Below are 21,027 nucleotides of genomic sequence, written 5' to 3' on the forward strand. Positions count from 1 at the left end.
CACATCCTGCGGCCTTCGGGAGGGCGGCGCCTTGATCCCTGTCAAGCCTGGCGCCCGGCAGGGGTCACGATCGGTCGGGGAGGGGCACGCCGGCGCTCACGCCCTCAGCGCCACCAGCGCCTCCTCCGTCATCGCCACAAGCTCGGCCTCGCCCAACAGGCCGGCGCCTTCGTCGCGGTAGGAGATCCGGCCGTCGAGGACTTCGCCCTGCCAGGTCATCTCGATGCGGCGGCGTTCCGGGGTCGCCATGAACTGGCGCAGGAAGCGGTTGACCTCGGACAGGAGGCGGGCCGAGGCCGGGTCGCGGCGACGGCGACCGTGTAGTAGTAGGGCCGCTCGGAGAGATTGCCGGGCACCACCTCGAAGCGGCCGCGCCAGCGGCTTTCCGGATGGGTCGCCGCCCAGTGGAAGATCGGCCGGTCGACCATGAAGGCGTCGACGAGGCCGTCGGCGAGCGCGTCGTGGATGCGGCCCTGATCGTTGAAGGCAATGAGATTGCCGAGCCGCACCCGGCCGCCGGGCCTGGCCGAATTCTCGCTCCAGCGCAGGCCGAGCTTTTCCAGCACCACCACCGCGCCCGGATCGTTGATGATGCCCACCGTCTTGCCGGCAAGATCGCGCGGCGAGGTCAGCCACGTGTCGCCCGGGCGGCGATACATGGCAAACGGCAGCCATGTGTAGGTCTCCGAATAGGCGATCTCGTGATAGCCCGGATCCGGCGGCAGCGCGCTCCACACCAGATCGGCCGGCGCCTCGCCGGGCTTGCGGCCGGTGTGGAGCAGCTGGGTCAGTTCGCTCCACGGATGCTCGACGAACTCGCAGGCGACCCCGAGGAAGGCGGCAAAGGCCCGCGCATAGTCGGCATCGAGCCCCATCAGCGGTCCGCCGGGTGTCTTGCGGAAAGAGAGGCCCACGAACTGCGGCTCGACCGCGACCCGCAGCCGCCCGCGCCGGCGGATGTCGTCCAGGCGATCGAAACCCGCGCCGAGGGGAATGGCTGCCCGCCGTGCCACCGTCTCCAGAGCACCCGACAGTTGCTGCGGCCCGGTGTCCAGCGCCTCGTCCAGCGCCTCGCGCAGGGCGCGGCTGTGGTCGGTGCCCCAGCCGATCCGGTCCTCGATCTGGGCAGCGGAGGTGGCGCTCGCCGTCAGCATCTCGTCGAGCACCGCCTGGTAGCGGTCGATCTCGGCGATCTTGCCGCGAACGGTCTCCATGGTGGCGGCAAGCCCGGTGAAGTCGGCGTCGATCTCTTCGCCGAAGGCGTCCATCTGCAGGCGCAGGGCGTCCTGGGTGCGCGACAGCGCGTCGACGATGCCGGAAAAGTCGAGGCTCTTCGCCGTCTCGTTGGCGTTGGTCATCGTCCGGTCGGCAAGCCGGCCGACCTCGTGGGCGACGACCGCAAAGCCCCGCCCGGCCTCGCCGGCCCGCGCCGCCTCGATCCGGGCGTGAGCGACAGGATCCGCGTTTCCTGGGCAATCGCCATGATCGACTTCAGCACGTCGCGGGCGGTGCCGGCGGTGGCCTCGATCTCGGCCTTCAGCGCGTCGAGCGAGGCGCGGGTCATGTCGTCGATGCCGGCGATCCGCGTGCGGGTCTCGGCCGTGATCCGCGTCATCTCGCGGCCCGAGCGGTCGAGGTCGGCCATGGTCGCCGAGAACTCCTCGCAGAGCAGGCCCGACCGGCCCTTGATCTCGGCGAGCGAGCGGCGGAGATCGGTGAAATTGCGCAGCGCGAAGACACCGAGGTCGACGGACTGTTTCACGAGGCGCGAGACATCGCGCACGAAAGGCAACGGGGAGAACTGCATCGGGGCCTCGGCCGTCGTCAGGAGAACGGATCACCGGAACTGATGCGACGACTTTCCGGCTGTGCCGGTAAACAGAGGGTGAGCAACCCAAAGTAAGGGAACTAAACGATTTGATGACCGATCCGGCCCGGTTCGACGGCCGATCGTCTGGCCGCATTTTCGGCAATCGATTGAAATTTCATCAATTGCGCCGGATCGGACGAGGGCGGCCGCCCATGCCGGTCATATGCAGGCTGCAACCATCGGCAGTCCCGGCGGGTGGCCCGGTCCTGGCGGGCTCAGACGTGCTGGCCGCCGTTGACCTGGATCTCGGCGCCGGTGACGTAGCTCGAATGCTCCGAGCAGAGATAGTAGATGAGGTCGGCCACCTCGCCGGTGGTGCCGAGCCGGCGCAGCGGGATGTCCTTGATCATGTGCTCGGTGCCGGGCGAGAGGATCGCGGTGTCGATCTCGCCGGGAGCGATCGCGTTGACCCGGATGCCCATCGGGCCGAAGTCGGCGGCCATCTCGCGGGTCAGGGAGGCGAGCGCCGCCTTGGAGGTGGCATAGGCGGTGCCGGCGAAGGGATGGACGCGCTCGCCGGCGATCGAGGTGACGTTGACGATCGATCCGCCCGCGGCCTTCAGTTCGTTCATCAGCCCGCGTGCCAGCATGATCGGCGCAAAGAAGTTGACCTGGAACACGGTGCGCCAGATGTGCATCGCCGTCGAGACGCTGTCGAGCCGGCTGCCGCCGTCGCCCTTCGGGCTGATGCCGGCGTTGTTGACCAGCGCATGCAGGCGGCTGCCGTTGGCCTCGAGGCGGCGGCGCATCTCGCCCACCGCGAGCCCGAGGTTGTCGGGATCGGACAGGTCGACCTGAATGTGATCCTCCGGCCCCATCGGCCAGGGGCAGCGGTCCGAGAAGGGATGGCGCGAGCAGGTGATCACCCGCCAGCCCGCCGCCGAGAACCGCTTGACGGTCGCATGGCCGATCCCGCGGCTGGCGCCCGTCAGCACCAGCGTCTTGCGCTCGACATTGTCTTCGCTCGCCATCGAATGCCCGGTTTCCTGAGTGAGGGTCTCACAGATAAGGCATTTCGGCCGGTCGCGGAAGGCGTGGCATGGCCATTGCGGTGCAGCATGATGAGGGAACGGCGGGAACCTCCCGCGCCGCCATCGCTTTGTGCATGGCGAGGAGTGGAAAGATCTTCCGTCCGGCATGGCCGGAAAAGGAGGGCACGGCGGAGGAGGCGCCGGATACGGGATGACTGGAGAGATCTGAATGGAAAGACTGGATGTCGAACAGGCCGTCGAGGCCGTCGAGAACGCCCTCTGGTGGCTGCCGCCGTGGGCGGTCGCGCTGCTGCTGTTCGCCTTCGCGGTGCTGGTGGCGGTGTTCGTCCACCGCATCGTGTTCCGCGCGCTGACGCGGCTGGCCGCCGACCGGGACCTGTTCTGGCGCTCGCTGGTGGCGCGGACCGAAGGGCCGGTGCGGCTGGCGATGGTGGTCGTGGTGCTGACGCCCGCCGTGTCGGTCGCGCCGCTGACCAACGCCCAGATCGAGGTGCTGCGCCACGGCCTGCAGCTCCTGACCATCGGCCTGCTCGGCTGGGTGGCGCAGACCGCGCTGCACATCTGGACCACGGTCTACCTGCGCCGCTTCAAGCTCGATGCCGACGACAACCTGCTGGCGCGCAAGCACGTTACCCAGTCGCGCATCCTGCAGCGGGTCGGCAACCTGATGATCTTCATCGTCGCGCTGGCGGCGATCCTGATGACCTTCGAGAATGTGCGGCAGTATGGCGTCAGTCTGCTCGCCTCGGCGGGCGCCGCCGGCCTCGTCGTCGGTCTGGCGCTGCAGCCGGTGCTGAAGAACCTCTTTGCCGGCATCCAGCTCGCGGTCACCCAGCCGATCCGCATCGACGACGCGCTGCTGGTGGAGGGCGAGTGGGGCAACGTCGAGGAGATCACCTCGACCTATGTGGTGATGCGGCTGTGGGACCTGCGCCGGCTGATCCTGCCGCTCAGCTACTTCATCGAGCAGCCGTTCCAGAACTGGACGCGGGAGGGCGCCGCACTGCTCGGCACGGTGATGCTCTATGTCGACCATTCCGCGCCGGTCGGCGAGATCCGCAAGCAGGTCACCGCCATCGCCCGGACCTCGCCGCTCTGGGACGGCAAGGTCGCCCACGTGCAGGTGACCGACTTCCGCGAGCATGTGATGGAGATCCGCATCCTGGTCAGCGCCTCGAGCGCGCCGAAGACCTTCGACATCCGTTGCGACATGCGCGAGCAGCTGATCGCCTGGCTGCAGGCGACCCACCCGGCCGCCCTGCCGCGCCTGCGCGGGCAGATGATCGCGGTGGACGCGTCTTCATCTGCGCGGGCGCCGCAGATGATCCCGGCCATGGCGGAGTGAGGAACGCGCCGGTTGAACATCGAGCCGGCGGCGAGGGGGCTCGCGCTTACCGCTCGCAGAGACGGCGTGCGCCGCGATAGGGCTGGTAGCTGCAATCGGAGGCGCGGAAGGACCGGTAGAACCGGGAGCAGACATCGATGTTGCACATCGCGCCGTCCGCGGCGACCTGCGTTGCGGCGGCAGGCCGCTCGGCCGGCGGGATGTCCATCTCGACCTCGGCGGCGCGCTCCATGAAGCGGCGCCAGATCTCGGCGGGCAGTCCGCCCCCGGTCACCTCGCGCATCGGCGTCTCGTCGTCGTTGCCGACCCAGACACCGACCACCAGCGGCTCGGTGAAGCCGACGAACCAGGCGTCACGGTGATTCTGGCTGGTGCCGGTCTTGCCGGCCGCAAAGCCGCCGAGCCGAGCTTCGCGGCCGGTCCCGCGTTCCACCACGGTGCGCAGCATGCCGACGAGGTCGTTCTGGTAGGGGGTGAGATCCACCGCCGGCTGCTTCGGGCTGCCAAGCTGCGTGGAGCGTCCTTGCCCACCTCGATAGGACAGCAGCCCATAGGGCTCGATGGGGGCGACGCCGGCGCGCACCGAGGCATAGGCGCCGGTGAGATCCAGCAGCGACATGCCGGCGGTGCCGAGCGCGAGGCTGGCGGTTTCCGGCAGGTCGGCATCGATGCCCAGTTCGCGCGCCGCGGCCACGACCTTGTCGCGACCGACATGCTCGGCAAGGCGGACCGTGGCGGCGTTGAGCGAGCGGGCAAAAGCCTCGGCGAGCGAGACCCGGCCGCGATGCTGGCCGTCGTAATTCTCAGGCTCCCAGCCCTCGACCTCGATCGGTCGGTCGCTGATCCGGTCGCGCGGGTGCAGGCCCGCCTTGAGGGCCGCGTAATAGACGAACAGCTTGAACGCGGAGCCCGGCTGGCGTTTGGCGCTGGTGGCCCGGTTGAACGCGTTTGCCGCGTGGTCGGCGCCGCCCACCAGCGCCACCACCGCGCCATCGGGGCGCATCGCCACCAGTGCCCCCTCGGTGGCGCCCGCCGCGGCGCCTTCGCGGGCCAGCGTCTCGGTCACGACCTCTTCTGCCAGCGCCTGAAGATCCGGATCCATCGTGGTGCGAAAGCGCACCGTGCCCCTGTCGGCACCGGCCAGCTTCAGAGCGTCCGGCCCCACCCAGTCGGAGAACCAGCGCCCGGCCTGGCCGGGCCGTTCGGCGGGCTGGAGCCGGTCGATGTCAGCGTGCACGGCACGGGCGTCGTTCGCGGACAGCCTGCCGTTGTCGACCATGGCGCCCACGACCACATGCGCCCGGCGGCGCGCGCCGTCGATGTCCGCGAGCGGATTGCGCACGGACGGCGCATGGATGATCCCGGCCAGCATCGCCGCCTCGGCCGGAGTGAGATCGGCGACGTCCTTGGCAAAATAGACCTCGGCGGCCGCCGGCATGCCGGTGGCGCCGGACCCGAGATAGATGGCATTGAGATAGCGGGTGAGGATCTCGTCCTTGTCGAGCTTGTGTTCCAGCCAGAGCGTCAGAACCAGCTCCTGGAACTTGCGCTTCCAGGTCCGGCCGGTCTCGAGATAGCTGACCTTGACCAGCTGCTGGGTGAGGGTGCTGCCGCCCTGCACCACCCGTCCGGCGGCAAGATTGGCAAGCGAGGCGCGGCCGATGCCGAACACGTCGATCCCGAAATGATCGTAGAAGCGGCGGTCCTCCACGCTCAGCACGGCATCGACGAGAATCGGCGGAAACGCGCTGCGCGGTGCGTGGGCGGCCCGGTACTCGGCGGGACGTATCAGCGGCGCACCGCCCTGATCTTCCAGAACGACCACCGTGTCGCGGAGATCGACCGAGATGTCGTCCCACGCCACGTCGCTGAGTGCCGCCGAGGCAAAGGCGACCGGTGCCAGCACGACAACGCCTGCGACCATGGCAACAAGGCCGCGGCGGCGGCGCAAGGCCGGAAGATTCCGGCGTTTCGAGGCAAGTCCCGGGCGCGGGCCTGCGGACAGCCGGGGACGAAAGGCGAGCGCGGTTGCGATCTTCTCCCGCCCGGCGAAATTTCGGCGCAGCGTGCCAAGGGCGTCACGGGCATCTCCCGCCAGTGCCCCCAGCAGCGCGCGGGCGGCGGCCCGGCTGTCGCGGAATGTCGGCCCGCCTTGCGTCGGGGGGCGCGCGTCGGCCTCGGCCGCGCCGGCTGACGTCTCGTCGGCGTCGCCCGCCGTTCCTGTGTGTGGCCGCATGGCTCCCGTCCCGCTTCATGCCTTGCGCGGGTGGAAAGTGCGCCAACGGGGATTTGGTTCCACGACACGGGCCGCTTTCCGATCCCCTGCGCCCCGTTTGCGGGTTCGGGGAATCGGAAGGCGGCCCGGCTGTGCGGCCGAGGCGCGTGCGGCGCGCGGCGGCTCAGGCGGCGCGGATCGTGGCGAAGAAGCCCTGCACCCGCGCGTTCAGGATCTCGGCCTGACGGGCGAGTTCCTGCGAGGACGAGAGCACCTGAACCGCGCCGGCGCCGGTGTGGGTGGCCGCGGCGGTGACGGCCGAGACGCTGGTGGACACCTGCCGGGTGCCGGCCGCGGCCTCGGTGATGTTGCGGGCGATCTCCTGGGTCGCCGATCCCTGCTGGCCGACGGCCGAGGAGATGGCGAGCGCCGTCTCGGAAATGCTGCCGATCACGCTGCCGATGTTGCGGATGGCGGCGGCAACGTCGCCGGTCGCGGCCTGCATCTCCTGGATCTGGGTGCTGATCTCGCCGGTGGCGCGCGCGGTCTGGGTGGCGAGGCTCTTCACCTCGCTGGCGACCACGGCAAAGCCCCGGCCGGCCTCGCCGGCCCGCGCGGCCTCGATCGTGGCATTGAGCGCGAGAAGATTGGTCTGCTCGGCGATCGTGTTGATCAGCTGCACCACGTTGCCGATCCGGTCGGCCGACACCACCAGCGTCTGCGCCCGCGATTCGGTTTCCGCCGCCGAGCCTTGCGCCCGCGTGGCGATCTCCATCGAGGTGCGCACGAGGCCGTCGATCTCGTGGATCGAGGCGGAGAGCTCTTCGGAGGCCGTGGCGACGGTATGGACGTTGGCGGCGGCTTCCTCGGAGGCGGCGGCGACGGCGGTCGCGCCCTGCGCGCTTTGCTCGGCGGTCGCCGACAGGGACGAGGCGGTTGCCTCCAGTTCGCTCGCCGCGGCGGCGACGGTCTCCAGAACCTTGCCGACATCGCCGTCGAAGTCGGCGATCAGCCGCTCGACGGCGCCGGCGCGCCGCTCCCGGGCCGCCCGTTCCGTCGCCTGTCCGGCTTCCAGCCGCTCTCGCTCGATCGCGTTCGCCCGGAACACGGCGACCGCCTGCGCCATGGCGCCGATCTCGTCGCGCCGGTCGAGGCCGGGGATGTCCGCCGACGTGTCGCCCTCGGCGAGGCGGGCCATGGCGCTGCGCAGGCTGCCGATCGGTCGCACGACCTGGAACAGGACGACCCAGCTGGCGAAGCCGACGATGGCGACCGCCGCCACGGCGAGCACGCCCATCTCGATGTCGGCAGTCATCATCATGTCCTGCGATCGCTGGAATTCCGCCCGGGCAACATCAATCTGCAGGGTGACCAGCTTGCTGAGATGATCGCCGATCGGGTCGATCGCCGGGTAGAGGCGGACCGCGGCGAGGGTCTCGATGCCGAGACGGTCATTGGTCGCCAGCATCTCCCTGAGGTCGTCGATCATCGGCGCCGCCTGCGCCATGGCCTGCGCGGTCTCCTCGGCAAGCAGCTTCTCCTCCGGGACGAGATAGGTCGACATGTAGGCCCGCCACGTCTCGTCGATGGTCGCCATGGCCTTGGCGAGAGACTCCTCGCCCTGGGCCACGGTGAATTCCTCGGACCGGATCTTGTGGGTGGCATCGACGATCTCGACCGCGTAGGCGTCGGCCACAGCCTTGAGCTGCGCCAGCGGGATGACCCGGTCGGCGACGATGGTGCTCGTGCCTTCGGCCATGCGTTGCATGGACCAGAAGCCGACAAGAGCGGTGGCAAGAAGGCAGGTGGCAAGCAGCGAGAGGCTCGCGATCAGGCGGGTTTTGAGCGACATGAAGCACCTCGGCGGGAAAGTGCGGTGATACTGCGCAGCTGGTTCCCGAGCGGTAAAACCACTCCCTGAATCACGAGGCATTCTACTAAAGTCGGAGAACTGGCCTTCGAAGAGACAGTAAAAAACAGGTCGACATCGTCATGACGTCTTCGCGCCTCTCCGGCAGGTGATGCGATGGCATACCCATGGCGAGTGAATCTGCACCCGTCTGCATTTACTCTCTTGTCAATACACCCATCGCCAGCGCCGCCGCCGACGCGCGGTTCTCGATGCCGAGCTTGGAGTAGATCTGTTCGAGGTGCTTGTTCACCGTGCGGGGGCTGAGACCGAGGATCTCGCCGATGTCGCGGTTGGACTTGCCGTGGGCCACCCAGAGCAGCACCTCGGCCTCGCGGGCGGTGACCTGGAAATGGCGGCGCAGGCGCTCCTCCGGCCCGGCGGCGTCCTCGACCGTGAGCCGGAACAGGTATTCGTCCTCGCCGCCCTTGCCGATGAAGGCGATCGCCAGCCGCTGGCCGTCCGGTGCGGCGATGCGCGCCACAACGGGCCCGGCGTCGGGCGCGCCGACGCGCAGCCAGTCGAGGATCGGTTCGGGCATCAGCGACTTGCCGTCCTCGCGGGCAAGCACCGTGCTGAGCAGGCGGTTGGCCTGCGGCGTCGACCAGGCGAGCTGGCCGCGCCCGTCGGCGGCCATCAGGTAGCGCCCGGCGCTGTCGAGCGCGGCGCGCGCGCTCATGGCGCTGCGGGCGTTCGCAAGATGGACCCGGATGCGCGCGAACAGTTCGTCGAGCGCGATCGGCTTGGTCACATAGTCGACGCCGCCGGCTTCCAGACCGCGGACGATATGCTCGGTCTCGGTCAGGCCGGTCATGAAGATCACCGGCACATGGGCGAGCGCGCTGGACCCCTTCAGCCGCCGGCAGGTCTCGAAGCCGTCGATCCCCGGCATGACCGCGTCCATCAGGATGATGTCCGGCGTCATCCGCTCGACGAGCGCCAGCGCCTGCGCGCCGCCGGTCGCCACCAGCACGGTCGAGCCGGCATCCTCCAGCGCGTCGGTGAGGAAGCTCAGGGTCTCGGGCGAATCGTCGACCACGAGGACGGTGTCGCGGATCCTGTGCGGCTCAGCCATCGCGGGAGGCCTCCGCGCCGGCGGTGTCCAGGGTCGCCATGTAGCGGTCGAAGTCGAAGGCGCGCAGCGCCGCGCGCAGGTCCTCGATCACCGGGGCGAGAGCCGGGTCGGCGTCGAGCACCGCAAGTCGCACCTCGATGCCGCGCACGTAGCCGATGCCGCCGAGCCGCAGCAGCTCCAGCCGGTCGGCCTCCGGAAGCTGTGCCGCCTGCGGCGCTCGGCGTCCGGCTCCTGTGCCGCGTCCTCGCCCTCCTCGATCCAGTCGAGCTTGAGGTGCTGGCCGATGCGGTCGAGCAGGGTGGCAAGGTCGAAGGGCTTGGGCAGGAGGTCGTCGTGGACCGCGTCCACGTCGGCGATGCCGCCGGGGCCGAGCTGGCCGTCGCCGAGGTTGGCCGAGACCATGATGATCGTCGCCTTGTCGTGGCCGGAGCGGCGCAGCGCGCGGGCGAGATCCCAGCCCGACATGCCGGGCATGGAGATGTCGAGCAGGAACAGGTCCGGCCGCGCCGCCGTCACCAGGTCGAGGCACTCGGCGCCGCTGCGGGCCGTGAGCAGGGCAAAGCCGAGGGGTTTGAGGATCTCCGTCATCAGCTCGCGGTGATCCTCGTCGTCGTCGACGACGACGAGCGCGCGCGAGCGCCGCGGTAACCGGCGATGCGGCGCTCGGCGACGGCCTTGCCCGGCTCGCGCACGGCGGCGAGCATCAGCCGCACCCGGAACACGCTGCCCTTGCCGGGGGTGGAGGTGACGGTGATGTCGCCGCCCATCAGGTCGGCGAGCAGCTTGGTGATCGTCAGCCCCAGCCCGAGCCCGGCCGGGGCGATGCCCTCCTTCGGGGTGATCCGCTCGAAGGGATCGAAGATCCGGGCCATGTCCTCGGCCTCGATGCCGATGCCGCTGTCCTCCACCGCCAGCGTGGCGACCTGGTTGCGATAGCCGACCCGCAGCGTGACCGTGCCGGCTTCGGTGAACTTGATGCCGTTGGTGATCAGGTTGATCAGGATCTGGCGCAGGCGCTTCTCGTCGGTGCGCACCACGGCCGGCAGGTGGTCGGGCCGCACGAAGCGGAAGGCGAGGCCCTTGGCCTCGGCCTGCAGGCGGAACATGTCGACGATCTGGTCGAGGAAGTCGCCGATCCGCACCTCGTTGCGCTGCAGCTGCAGCCGTCCGGCCTCGATGCGCGAGACGTCGAGCAGGCCGTCGATCAGGCCGGAGAGATGCTCGGCGCTGCGCTTGATCACCTTGACGCCGGCCTGGCGCGGCTCGGGGATCGCCGGATCGCGCTCGAGGATCTGGGCGTAGCCGAGCACGGCGTTGAGCGGCGTGCGCAATTCGTGGGAGAGGCCCACCACATAGCGGCTCTTGGCGCGGTTGGCGGCCTCGGCCGCCTCCTTGGCCTTCTGGAGCTGGGCGTCGGTGCGCTTGTGCGCCTCGATCTCGCGCAGCAGCAACGTGTTCTGCCGGGCCGATTCCTCCTGCGCCACCCGGCGGCTCTCGTGGGCGAGCACGAAGAACCAGGCGGTGATGCCGGAGACGATCAGCAGCGTGAAGAAGGCGCCCCACAACGCCGGCCCGATGATCTGGACGTTGACCGTGCCGCCGTCGGTCGCCTGCAGGTAGATGAAGGCGAGGATGATGGCGATGACGCCAGTGAGCAGGGTGAGGATGCGAGATAGGTGCCGAGCCGGCTGTGACCCTCCGCCACCAGCCAGCGCGGCGCCACCGCATCGACCGCAGCGTCGATCTGCGCCTCCAGCCGGGCGCCGGGCTTGCAGAGATCATGGCAGCGGGCGTCGAGCGAGCAGCACAGCGAGCAGATCGGCGCGGAATAGGCCGGGCAGAAGGCCATGTCCTCCGGCTCGAAGGCATGCTGGCAGACCCGGCACTCGATGGTCGCGCGCAGCTTCCAGTTCGCCCGCGGCTTGCGCGCCAGATAGTAGCGCCCGCCCGTTGCCCAGGCGATGGCGGGCGCGGCGACCATCGACACGGCGAGCGCCACGAAGGGGGCGAGCGCCTCGGCGACCGCCCCGAACCAGCCGGCATAGGCGCAGAGCGCCAGGAGGGTCGCCAGCGTCATCGCCCCGACGCGACCGGGTTGACGTCGTAGAGATGGGCGCGCTTGAACTCGATGCCCGGCGGCGACAGCCCGAGCGGCTTGTTGATCGCAAGATCGGCGGTGAGCGTGCCGAGCCAGGCCACCGCGACGATGGCGAACAGGCCGAGCGTCGCCTCCAGCGTCTCGTAGATGCCGAGTTCCATCAGGAGGAGGGCGATGGCGACGTTGAACACCAGCCAGACCACCCGGCCGGGATGGGAATGGGTGAGGCGGGAGAAGAAGTTCGACCAGGCGAGCGACCCGGCATAGGCGTTCATCACGTTGATCTTGAGCTGGGAGACCACCACCAGCACCGCGGTGACGCCGAGCACGACCAGTTCGTTGGGGAACACGTAGTCGAAGGCGACCTTGTACATGTAGGCCGGCTCCGAGGCGTGGTCCTGCGCGACGCCGTGGCTGACGGCGAGCACGGCGAGGAACGAGCCGAACAGCAGCTTCGGCGTGCCGAGGATCACCCAGCCCGGCCCGGCGGCCAGCAGCGCCCGGTACCAGGCGAATTCCGCCTTGCCCTCGCGCGCCGGCAGGAAGCGCAGGATGTCGACCTGCTCGCCGATCTGCGGCATCAGCGCGAGGATCACCGAGGCGGCTGCGCCGAAGCGCAGGATGTCGAACTCCGTGCCCGTACTGCCCTGGGCGATGTCGTGGATGCCGGCAAATCCGAGCCAGGCCTGCACGCTCGGCCAGTCGTGCCACAGGATGAAGCCGACGGGCAGGATGTTGAGGAAGATCCACAGCGGCTGGGTGGCGATCTGGAACCGGCTGATCCAGGTGATGCCGTGGGTGACCAGCGGGATGACCGCGACCGACGAGAGGATGTAGCCGAGCCAGAGCGGCACGCCGAAGCAGAGCTCCAGCGCCGAGGACATGATCGACGCCTCGATGGCGAACAGGATGAAGGTGAAGCTGGCGTAGATCAGCGACGTCATCGTCGAGCCGATGTAGCCGAAGCCGCCGCCGCGGGTGAGAAGATCGATGTCGACGCCGTAGCGCGCGGCATAGCGGCTGATCGGCAGGCCGGTGAGGAACAGGATCACCGCGACGACGAGGATCGCCGACACCGCGTTGGTGAAGCCGTAGGCCAGCGTGATCGCGCCGCCGATCGCTTCCAGCGCGAGGAAGGAGATCGCGCCGATCGCGGTCTGGGCCACGCGCGGCGCCGACCAGCGCCGGGCGCTCTTCGCGGTGAAGCGAAGCGCGTAGTCCTCCAGCGTCTGGTTCGCGACCCACCTGTTGTATTCCCGCCGGACGGGAAGAATCCGCTGCCTGCCTGCCATCGACCCAACCGCTCCCCCTGCCTCACAGGCATGCAAGAATTCTGCCGGTATGGCTAGGGGCAGAGATGATCCTGTTGGAACAAGCGTTACATCCGAAATATTGAAGGCTTTGCATCGTGCAACCGGACGGCACTGTTTCAAAGGAGAGGCCCCGATGTCGAACCGACCGGATGTAGGGCTTGGCCCACGACTTCTCGCGATCGAGACAACCCTGCGCGCTCTGGTCGATCAGGCGAGTTCGTCCGATCCGGCGCTGCGTGACCGTATCAGGGCTGCGGCTGAGGCTTACCTGGCCACCATTCCCCAAATGTCAGAACTCGAGCGCGAGTTCACCGAGCGGTCGAGGGAATTCGTCGAGTCCATGTTGAGGCCACCGACTGTCTGACCTTCTGCCATCTGCTCCCCGGCGAAGCCGAAGCCTGGTCTCCTTGACCCAGGCGGTCTCCACCCGCAGCGGACCACCGCGTGGGTGTCCGGCGTCGGATCTTGACCATTCGGGGCAATTCGGCTGTGGCGCTCCTCTCAGGCCTCGCGGTCCGCCTCCGATGCCATGATGCCGAAGCGGCGGCGATATTCGGCAGGTCCAAGCCCCGTGACCCGGTGGAACAGCTTGCGGAAGGCCGAGGGATCGCCGTAGCCGACGTCGAAGGCGATCTGCTCCACCGGGCGACGGGTCAGTTCCAGCGCCTCGCGCGCCCGGGCCATGCGGATCTGCTGGGCGTAGTCGGTCGGGCGCAGGCCGGTCGCCTTGCGGAAGCGGCGCAGGAAGGTGCGCTCCTCCATGCCGGCCCGGCCGGCGAGCAGGGCGATGGCATGGGTCTTCGCCCCCGTTGCCTGCAGGAAGTGCTGGACCTTCAGGATCTCCGTGTCGCCGTGGTCGAGGCGCGGGATGAAGTGGCTGTAGGCGCGCTGGTTGCGGCGCGGCGGGTCGATCAGCAGGAAGCGCGCGGTCGCCAGCATCACCGCCGGGCCGAGCAGGCGCTCCACCAGCGTCAGGCCGAGATCGGTCCAGGCGAGGATGCCGCCGGCGGTGATGATGTCGCCGTCGTCGATCACCATCCGGCCGGTGTCGACGCGGATTCCGGGAAAGCGCTGGGCGAAGCTGTCGGCAAAGGCCCAGTGCGTGGTGGCCGCGCGGCCCTCCAGAAGGCCGGTCTCGCCGAGGACGAAGGCGCCGGCGCAGACCGAGCACAACGTCGTGCCCCCGGCATGCAGCTCGGCGAACCAGCCTGCAAACTCCGGCATCTGTCGCATCCGGTCCGGCATGACGAGGCTCGGCGGCGCGATCACGTGGCTCGGGGCATGCGCGCGGCCGGGGTGGCTGTCGTGGACGCAGACGATGGCCCCGTCTTCCGCCTGCCGCCAGTGGGTGACGCGGATCACCGGCGGCGCGCCGGCGTCGGCATGTTCGGCGGCGAGGTCGCCGGCGATGCGGAACAGGTCGGTCAGCCCGTAGATCGCCGCCAGCTGGCACTCGGGATAGATCGCCAGTCCGATCTCGGTCACGATCCGCGGTGTCGTCATCCTGTCAGTTTCATCCTGTTCAATGTCATTTCCGCCAAGTTTCACCACGCGGCGGGCGGGCTATCAAGTGTTCATCGGGGACACGCACTGGAGCGGTCCGGATCAGCAAGGAGCAAACACCATGGCGACGATCACCACCCGCGACGGCACCGAGATCTTCTACAAGGACTGGGGCCCCGCGACGCGCAGCCGATCGTGTTCCACCACGGCTGGCCGCTGAGCGCCGACGACTGGGACAACCAGATGCTGTTCTTCCTCGGCGAGGGCTACCGCGTCATCGCCCATGACCGCCGCGCCATGGCCGCTCCACCCAGACGGCGACCGGCAACGAGATGGACACCTATGCCGCCGACGTCGCGGAACTTGCCGCCGCCCTCGACCTGAAGGATGCGATCCACGTCGGCCATTCCACCGGCGGCGGCGAGGTGGCCCACTATGTGGCCCGGGCCGAGGCCGGCCGGGTTGCCAAGGCGGTGCTGATCGGCGCGGTGCCGCCGGTCATGGTCAAGTCGGACAAGAACCCCGGCGGCCTGCCGCTCGAGGTGTTCGACGGCTTCCGCGCCGCCCTTGTCGCCAACCGCGCCCAGTTCTACCGCGACATCCCGGCCGGCCCCTTCTTCGGCTTCAACCGCGAGGGCGCGGCGGTGTCGCAGGGCGCGATCGACAACTGGTGGCGGCAGGGCATGATGGGCGGCGCCAAGGCGCAGTATGACTGCATCAAGGCCTTCTCGGAGACCGACTTCACCGCCGACCTCGAGGCGATCGACCTGCCGGTGCTGGTGATGCACGGCGAGGACGACCAGATCGTCCCGATCGCCGATTCGGCGCTGCTGGCGATCGATCTGCTGAAGAACGGCACGCTGAAGACCTACGAAGGCCTGCCGCACGGCATGTGCACCACCCATCCGGACGTGATCAACGCCGACCTGCTGGCCTTCTTCCGCAGCTGATCCGGCTGCAGCCACTCCCGCCGCAGCCCCTCAGGCCGCGGCGGGAAAGCGCAGGTCCACGCGGGTTCCGATCCCGCCATCGCCGGACGAGAAGGCGATGACCCCGCCGATCTGCTGGGTGAGCGCCTGCACCAGCCGCAGGCCGAGGCTGCGCCCGGCCGCAGGATCGAAGCCGGGGGCAAGGCCGATGCCGTCGTCCACCACGGTGAGGACGGCATCGGTGCCGTCGCGCCGCAGGGTCACCGTGATCGCCAGGGGGCGGCCGGATCCGCCGTGCTCGACGGAGTTGGACACGAGTTCGAGCACGACGAGGCCGATCGGGGTGACCACGTCCGGCGAGAGGGGAAGGTTGCCGAGGTCGGCCGTCAGCGTGACGTGGCTCGCACCGGCGGCGGCCAGCGTGTCGCGGGCGAGTTCCTCGATCAGGGCGGCCGCTTCGCCCTCCGCCCGTCCGTAGAGGTCGCGCTGGATCTTGCCGATCAGCTTGACCCGGCTGGCGGCCTCGCCGATCGCCTGACGGGCGGCCTCGTCACGGACGCCGCTCTTCTGGAGCGACAGCAGCGAGGACAGCATCTGCAGATTGTTGGAGATCCGGTGCTGCGCCTCGTGCAGCAGCGTGCGGTTCTCCTCGGCAAGCCGGGCCGAGAGGGCGCGCTCGCGGCGCAGCCGGTCCTGGGCCACCTGCATGAAATGGATGATGGCGAGATCGACCGCGGTCACGCTGGCGAAGAAGACGAGGGCGACGACCGTGCCCCGCGTCGCCTCCGGTCCGTGCGGCATGAAGAACTGCCAGGCGGCCGCGGTGGACAGCAGCGCGGCGACGATGCCGGGCCAGAGGCCGTAGAAGAAGGCCGTCAGGATCACGGCCGGAAAGAAGGTGAGGAAGGGAAAACCGGGCGGCAGCAGCGAATCGGCCAGATAGCGGCACAGCGCCGCGGCGACGACCGATCCGACGGCAACCAGCATCCCGAGCCGCGGCGCGCGCGTCGTCATCTCGTCTGCCTGCGCCACACCTGCCCCCTGATCACGACACTGCACTGTCTGATACCCGTGACAGATTCCATGCACAAGTTCACGCACGGGGCCGCGTCCGTCCATCCACGTAGAAACCCGTAGGCATGATCTGGTGTCGGCGCTGCACGGGCCCGCCGCGAAGCCCCTACGTCAATCGACGTATATGCCGCGCCGCAACATCCGTCCCAATCTCCCCGTCAAGCGGCCGGATACCGCGCCGCCCGAATTCAAAGACAGGGGAGCACGTTCATGTCGTCGATTTCCACCTTCGGTCGCCGCGGCCTCGTTGCCGCAGCCATGGCCGCCACGGCGCTGATGAGCGCGGGCAGCCTCGCGCACGCCCAGGAAGAGACCATCAAGGTCGGCATCCTTCACTCGCTCTCGGGCACCATGGCCATCTCCGAGACGACCCTCAAGGACGTGATGCTGATGCTCATCGAGGAGCAGAACGCCAAGGGCGGCCTGCTCGGCAAGAAGCTCGAGGCGGTCGTGGTCGATCCGGCCTCGGACTGGCCGCTGTTCGCCGAAAAGGCCCGCGAGCTGATCAGCCAGAACAAGGTCGCCGCCGTGTTCGGCTGCTGGACCTCGGTGTCGCGCAAGTCCGTGCTGCCGGTGTTCGAGGAACTGAACTCGATCCTGTTCTACCCGGTCCAGTACGAGGGCGAGGAGAGCCAGCGCAACGTGTTCTACACGGGTGCCGCGCCGAACCAGCAGGCGATCCCGGCCGTCGACTACCTCGCCGAGCAGGAAGGCGTGGAGCGCTGGGTGCTCGCGGGCACCGACTACGTCTACCCGCGCACCACCAACAAGGTGCTCGAGGCCTATCTGAAGGGCAAGGGCGTCGCCGCCGAAGACATCATGATCAACTACACGCCGTTCGGTCATTCCGACTGGCAGACGATCGTCTCCGACATCAAGGCCTTCGGCTCGGCCGGCAAGAAGACCGCCGTGGTCTCCACCATCAACGGCGACGCCAACGTTCCCTTCTACAAGGAACTCGGCAACCAGGGCATCAAGGCCGAGGATATCCCGGTCGTGGCCTTCTCGGTCGGTGAGGAAGAGCTGGCCGGCATCGACACCGCTCCGCTCGTGGGTCACCTTGCCGCCTGGAACTACTTCCAGTCGGTCGACACCGAGATCAACGCCGAGTTCATCGATGCCTGGAAGAAGTTCACCGGCAACGACAAGCGCGTGACCAACGACCCGATGGAAGCCCATTACATCGGCTTCAACATGTGGGTGAAAGCCGTCGAGGCCGCCGGCACCGTCGACACCGATCCGGTGATCGACGCCATGATCGGCGTCTCCGTGCCGAACCTGACGGGCGGCTACTCCTCGATGGGCCCGAACCACCACATCACCAAGCCGGTGCTGATCGGCGAGATCCAGGACGACGGCCAGTTCGAGATCGTCTCGCAGACCCCGGGCCTCGTGCTCGGCGACGAGTGGTCCGACTACCTCGAAGGCTCCAAGGACCTGATCTCCGATTGGCGCAAGCCGATGTCCTGCGGCAACTTCAACGTTGTCTCCGGCAAGTGCGGCGGCGCCGGCTGAGGCGTCCCGCCTTCTGAAACAGCGGGCCGGCGGTCACACCGCCGGCCTCGCCACAGGCGGATGGCCGGATGCGCTCCGGCCTGTCTGCCCGCGGACCCTGGCCCGCCCGACGATGACGGGCCTTGCCGCCGGCTGGCGGCCGCCGGACCGCGCAGGCTGGTCCGGAACTTGAATGCCTCGCGCCGGAAGTGCGCTTCGCGCCGCGCAGGCGGATCATCCAACTGCTCCGAAGACGCCGGCCCGCCGGCGCCCGTTGCCGCACCGCTGCCTGCCGGGGCGTCGGCGCGCCCGGGGGGCAGCAGCCTCGTCCCGCTCCGGCCTCCCGGCGCGTGACGGCCGGAACGGCAGCCGCCTCTGAAGCGGTCTGCCTTCGACGTCGCCAATCTTGGAAAGGACGAGGGCCATGTCGCTCGCCAGGACGTCTTTCACCCACATCGTGGTGCTCGTCGCGCTCGTCGTGGCGATCCTCGCCGCCGGCCTCGGGCTGGCCCGGGCGCAGACCGATCTGAAACCGCTGGTCGACGCGCTCGGCACGGGCGATTTCGACAGCACGGAAGAGGCGATCAACGGGCTTGCCGCCAGCGGCGATCCGCGCGTTGCCGACATCCTCCGGGCGCTGGAGGGCCGCGAGCTCTACCTGCGCAAGGATGACCAGACGGTCGTCCGCTCCGACGGCAAGGGCCGGGAACCGGAGATCTTCGATCCGCTCAGCGGTGCCTCGCTCGGCACGGTCAAGAAGCCGGTCCTCGATCGCATCAGCGTCAACAACAAGATCCGCCGTGCCGTCCAGGCCGCCGTCGGCACGCTGACCCTGCGCAGCCCCGACGCGGACGTGCGCCGCTCGGCGGCGCTGGCCGTGCTCAAGACCCGCGAGCCGGCGACCATTCCGGCGCTCGACAGCGCCATCGCGGCCGAGACCGACGAGGCGATCCGCACGCTGATGGTCGGCGCCCGCGGCGCCGCCGTGCTCAATTCCGACGCGCCCGATGCGGACAAGCTCACCGCCATCGAGGAGGTCCAGGGCCTCGACGCCCGCGACGCCATGCAGATCCTCACCCAGTATGCGGGTGCGCCGGGCGAGGTCGGGCCGGCGGCGCAGGCCGCGATGGACGACGTGAAGTTCACGCTCGACGCCTGGTCGGCCGCCCAGAACGTCTGGTTCGGCGTCTCGCTCGGCTCGGTGCTGCTGCTGGCCGCCATCGGCCTTGCCATCACCTTCGGCGTCATGGGGGTCATCAACATGGCCCACGGCGAGATGGTGATGATCGGCGCCTATGTCACCTTCGCGGTGCAGGAGCTGATCCGCACCTCGATGCCGGGCCTGTTCGACTATTCGCTGCTGATCGCCCTGCCGCTCGCCTTCCTCGTCGCCGGCGCCATGGGCGTCGCCATCGAGCGCGGCATCATCCGCTTCCTCTACGGCCGGCCGCTGGAAACCCTGCTCGCCACCTGGGGCCTGTCGCTGATCCTGCAGCAACTGATCCGCTCGATCTTCGGCGCCCAGAACCGGCAGGTCGGCAATCCGTCGTGGATGTCGGGCTCCTTCGACATCGGCCTGATGTCGATCACCTGGTCGCGGCTGTGGATCGTCGTCTTCGCCATCTGCGTGTTCTTCGCCCTGATGGCGGTGCTCAAGAAGACGCCCTTCGGCCTGCAGACCCGCGCCGTCACCGCGAACCGGCCGATGGCGAGCGCCATGGGCATCCGCACGCCGTGGATCGACGCCATGACCTTCGGCCTCGGCTCGGGCATCGCCGGCATCGCCGGGGTGGCCCTCAGCCAGATCGAGAACGTCAGCCCCAACCTCGGCCAGGGCTACATCATCGACAGCTTCATGGTCGTGGTGTTCGGCGGCGTCGGCAATCTCTGGGGCACGCTGGTCGGCGCGCTCACCCTCGGCGTCGCCAACAAGTTCCTCGAGCCCTACGCCGGCGCCGTGCTCGGCAAGATCCTGGTGCTCGTGTTCATCATTCTCTTCATCCAGAAGCGGCCGCGCGGACTGTTCGCGCTCAAGGGAAGGGCGATCGAAGCATGATCACGCAATTCCTCCTCGGTGGCCTCGACCGGCGCGTCAACGTCGTCCTCGCCCTCATCCTCGCCGTCGCCGTGGTGGTGCCCGTGCTCCACCTCGCCCTGCCGCCGGACAACCCGTTCCACGTGCCCAACTACGCCATGGCGCTGTTCGGCAAGTATCTCTGCTACGCGCTGCTGGCGCTGTCGCTGGATCTGGTCTGGGGCTACTGCGGCATCCTCTCGCTCGGCCACGGCGCCTTCTTCGCCCTCGGCGGCTACGCGATGGGCATGTATCTGATGCGCCAGATCGGCCCGCGCGGCGTCTACGGCGACCCGATCCTGCCCGACTTCATGGTGTTCCTGAACTACAAGGAACTGCCCTGGTTCTGGTACGGCTTCGACATGTTCTGGTTTGCCGCGCTGATGGTGGTGCTGGTGCCCGGCGCGCTCGCCTTCGTCTTCGGCTGGTTCGCCTTCCGCTCCCGCGTCACGGGCGTGTACCTGTCGATCATCACCCAGGCGATGACCTATGCCCTGCTGCTGGCCTTCTTCCGCAACGACATGGGTCTTGGCGGCAACAACGGCCTGACCGACTTCAAGGACATCCTCGGCTTCCCGGTGCAGGCCCCCGGCACCCGGGCGGCATTGTTCGCGGCAACGGCTCTCGCTCTCGCGCTCTGCTTCTGGATCTGCTCGGCGGTGACCCGCTCCAAGCTCGGCAAGGTGCTGGTCGCGGTCCGCGATGCCGAAAGCCGGACGCGCTTCATCGGCTACCGGGTGGAGAACTACAAGCTGTTCGTCTGGGTGTTGTCGGCGATGATGGCCGGCGTCGCCGGGGCGCTCTACGTGCCGCAGATCGGCATCATCAACCCCTCCGAATTCGACCCGGCCAACTCCATCGAGGCGGTGATCTGGGTGGCGGTCGGCGGGCGCGGCACGCTGCTCGGCCCGATCGTCGGGGCGATCCTCGTCAACTTCGGCAAGACCTGGTTCACCAGCGCGCTGCCCGAGCTCTGGCTGTTCGCCCTCGGCGCCCTGTTCGTGGTGGTCACCCTGTTCCTGCCGAAGGGCGTCGTCGGGACGGTCCGCCAGTTCTGGCGGGAGCGGTCCGAGCGCAAGGCGGTGGCGGTGGCCCCGATCAAGCCCAATCCCGAACCCGAACCGGCGGAGTGACCG

General features: G+C 68.8%; 14 protein-coding genes and 2 pseudogenes. 6 read left to right on the forward strand and 10 right to left on the reverse strand.

Features of this window, described 5'->3' with window-relative positions; translation table 11 throughout:
• Nucleotides 1-96: 96 nt before the first annotated feature.
• From A6302_RS22595 to A6302_RS01895, 4 genes are all read right to left on the reverse strand, one after another.
• A complete protein-coding gene (locus A6302_RS22595) occupies nt 97-249 on the reverse strand; it encodes a hypothetical protein (RefSeq protein WP_169833471.1) in 153 nt (50 codons plus the stop codon).
• Nucleotides 216-1,439 carry a methyl-accepting chemotaxis protein gene (locus tag A6302_RS23910; RefSeq protein WP_280938801.1) on the reverse strand — a complete coding sequence of 408 codons (1,224 nt, stop codon included), beginning with the start codon at nt 1,437-1,439 and terminating at the stop codon, nt 216-218. The genes A6302_RS22595 and A6302_RS23910 overlap by 34 nt, the downstream gene beginning before the upstream one ends.
• The gene (locus tag A6302_RS25085) at nt 1,355-1,807 is read right to left on the reverse strand and encodes a hypothetical protein (protein ID WP_069305619.1); all 453 of its coding nucleotides are present in this window, start codon (nt 1,805-1,807) and stop codon (nt 1,355-1,357) included. Before A6302_RS25085 ends, A6302_RS23910 begins: the two co-directional genes overlap by 85 nt.
• Nucleotides 1,808-2,085: 278 nt before the next feature.
• A complete protein-coding gene (locus tag A6302_RS01895) occupies nt 2,086-2,841 on the reverse strand; it encodes an SDR family NAD(P)-dependent oxidoreductase (RefSeq protein WP_069305620.1) in 756 nt (251 codons plus the stop codon).
• Nucleotides 2,842-3,070: 229 nt separating this feature from the next.
• Here A6302_RS01895 and A6302_RS01900 point away from each other — a divergent pair, with 229 nt between their 5' ends.
• A complete protein-coding gene (locus tag A6302_RS01900) occupies nt 3,071-4,207 on the forward strand; it encodes a mechanosensitive ion channel family protein (protein WP_069305621.1) in 1,137 nt (378 codons plus the stop codon).
• Between the two features lie 46 nt (nt 4,208-4,253).
• Here the strand turns inward: A6302_RS01900 and A6302_RS01905 are convergent, their stop codons facing one another.
• From A6302_RS01905 to A6302_RS01920, 4 genes and pseudogenes are all read right to left on the reverse strand, one after another.
• On the reverse strand, nt 4,254-6,443 hold the full coding sequence (locus A6302_RS01905; RefSeq protein WP_069305622.1) for a PBP1A family penicillin-binding protein: 2,190 nt from the start codon (nt 6,441-6,443) through the stop codon (nt 4,254-4,256).
• Between the two features lie 163 nt (nt 6,444-6,606).
• Complete coding sequence (locus A6302_RS01910; RefSeq protein WP_069305623.1) at nt 6,607-8,274, reverse strand: methyl-accepting chemotaxis protein; 1,668 nt, start codon at nt 8,272-8,274, stop codon at nt 6,607-6,609.
• A gap of 214 nt (nt 8,275-8,488) precedes the next feature.
• Nucleotides 8,489-9,406, reverse strand: a complete 918-nt coding sequence (locus A6302_RS01915; RefSeq protein WP_069305624.1) for a response regulator transcription factor — start codon at nt 9,404-9,406, stop codon at nt 8,489-8,491.
• Nucleotides 9,399-12,796 (reverse strand): annotated as a pseudogene (locus A6302_RS01920) (hybrid sensor histidine kinase/response regulator). Before A6302_RS01920 ends, A6302_RS01915 begins: the two are co-directional and overlap by 8 nt.
• A 154-nt stretch (nt 12,797-12,950) precedes the next feature.
• On the opposite strand from A6302_RS01920, the gene A6302_RS01925 reads away from it, so the two are divergent.
• A complete protein-coding gene (locus tag A6302_RS01925) occupies nt 12,951-13,181 on the forward strand; it encodes a hypothetical protein (protein WP_069305625.1) in 231 nt (76 codons plus the stop codon).
• 137 nt (nt 13,182-13,318) lie between these two features.
• On the opposite strand, the gene A6302_RS01930 is transcribed toward A6302_RS01925, so the two are convergent.
• Nucleotides 13,319-14,320 carry a GlxA family transcriptional regulator gene (locus A6302_RS01930; protein ID WP_069305626.1) on the reverse strand — a complete coding sequence of 334 codons (1,002 nt, stop codon included), beginning with the start codon at nt 14,318-14,320 and terminating at the stop codon, nt 13,319-13,321.
• A 121-nt stretch (nt 14,321-14,441) separates the two neighbouring features.
• Here A6302_RS01930 and A6302_RS01935 point away from each other — a divergent pair.
• Nucleotides 14,442-15,270 (forward strand): annotated as a pseudogene (locus A6302_RS01935) (alpha/beta fold hydrolase).
• A gap of 30 nt (nt 15,271-15,300) precedes the next feature.
• Here the strand turns inward: A6302_RS01935 and A6302_RS01940 are convergent.
• The gene (locus tag A6302_RS01940; protein ID WP_069305635.1) at nt 15,301-16,263 is read right to left on the reverse strand and encodes a sensor histidine kinase; all 963 of its coding nucleotides are present in this window, start codon (nt 16,261-16,263) and stop codon (nt 15,301-15,303) included.
• A gap of 318 nt (nt 16,264-16,581) precedes the next feature.
• On the opposite strand from A6302_RS01940, the gene urtA reads away from it, so the two are divergent.
• The 3 genes from urtA (at nt 16,582) to urtC (ending at nt 21,024) form a co-directional block, all read left to right on the forward strand.
• Complete coding sequence (urtA, locus tag A6302_RS01945; RefSeq protein ID WP_141703365.1) at nt 16,582-17,838, forward strand: urea ABC transporter substrate-binding protein; 1,257 nt, start codon at nt 16,582-16,584, stop codon at nt 17,836-17,838.
• 403 nt (nt 17,839-18,241) lie between these two features.
• Complete coding sequence (urtB, locus tag A6302_RS01950; RefSeq protein WP_210183242.1) at nt 18,242-19,873, forward strand: urea ABC transporter permease subunit UrtB; 1,632 nt, start codon at nt 18,242-18,244, stop codon at nt 19,871-19,873.
• Complete coding sequence (gene urtC, locus A6302_RS01955; protein ID WP_069305628.1) at nt 19,870-21,024, forward strand: urea ABC transporter permease subunit UrtC; 1,155 nt, start codon at nt 19,870-19,872, stop codon at nt 21,022-21,024. The genes urtB and urtC overlap by 4 nt, the downstream gene beginning before the upstream one ends.
• Nucleotides 21,025-21,027: the final 3 nt, after the last annotated feature.

It is taken from the genome of Methylobrevis pamukkalensis (assembly GCF_001720135.1).
GTDB classification, from domain to species: Bacteria; Pseudomonadota; Alphaproteobacteria; order Rhizobiales; family Pleomorphomonadaceae; genus Methylobrevis; species Methylobrevis pamukkalensis.

What these genes read in the sequence shown, in the direction of transcription:
- A6302_RS01930 (WP_069305626.1), bottom strand. Translation starts at nt 14,320, where the DNA reads ATGACGACACCGCGGATCGTGACCGAGATCGGACTGGCGATCTATCCC.
- urtC (WP_069305628.1), top strand. Translation starts at nt 19,870, where the DNA reads ATGATCACGCAATTCCTCCTCGGTGGCCTCGACCGGCGCGTCAACGTC.
- A6302_RS22595 (WP_169833471.1), bottom strand. Translation starts at nt 249, where the DNA reads ATGGCGACCCCGGAACGCCGCCGCATCGAGATGACCTGGCAGGGCGAA.
- A6302_RS25085 (WP_069305619.1), bottom strand. Translation starts at nt 1,807, where the DNA reads ATGCAGTTCTCCCCGTTGCCTTTCGTGCGCGATGTCTCGCGCCTCGTG.
- A6302_RS01925 (WP_069305625.1), top strand. Translation starts at nt 12,951, where the DNA reads ATGTCGAACCGACCGGATGTAGGGCTTGGCCCACGACTTCTCGCGATC.
- urtA (WP_141703365.1), top strand. Translation starts at nt 16,582, where the DNA reads ATGGCCGCCACGGCGCTGATGAGCGCGGGCAGCCTCGCGCACGCCCAG.
- A6302_RS01910 (WP_069305623.1), bottom strand. Translation starts at nt 8,274, where the DNA reads ATGTCGCTCAAAACCCGCCTGATCGCGAGCCTCTCGCTGCTTGCCACC.
- A6302_RS01915 (WP_069305624.1), bottom strand. Translation starts at nt 9,406, where the DNA reads ATGGCTGAGCCGCACAGGATCCGCGACACCGTCCTCGTGGTCGACGAT.
- A6302_RS01900 (WP_069305621.1), top strand. Translation starts at nt 3,071, where the DNA reads ATGGAAAGACTGGATGTCGAACAGGCCGTCGAGGCCGTCGAGAACGCC.
- urtB (WP_210183242.1), top strand. Translation starts at nt 18,242, where the DNA reads ATGTCGCTCGCCAGGACGTCTTTCACCCACATCGTGGTGCTCGTCGCG.
- A6302_RS01905 (WP_069305622.1), bottom strand. Translation starts at nt 6,443, where the DNA reads ATGCGGCCACACACAGGAACGGCGGGCGACGCCGACGAGACGTCAGCC.
- A6302_RS01895 (WP_069305620.1), bottom strand. Translation starts at nt 2,841, where the DNA reads ATGGCGAGCGAAGACAATGTCGAGCGCAAGACGCTGGTGCTGACGGGC.
- A6302_RS01940 (WP_069305635.1), bottom strand. Translation starts at nt 16,263, where the DNA reads ATGACGACGCGCGCGCCGCGGCTCGGGATGCTGGTTGCCGTCGGATCG.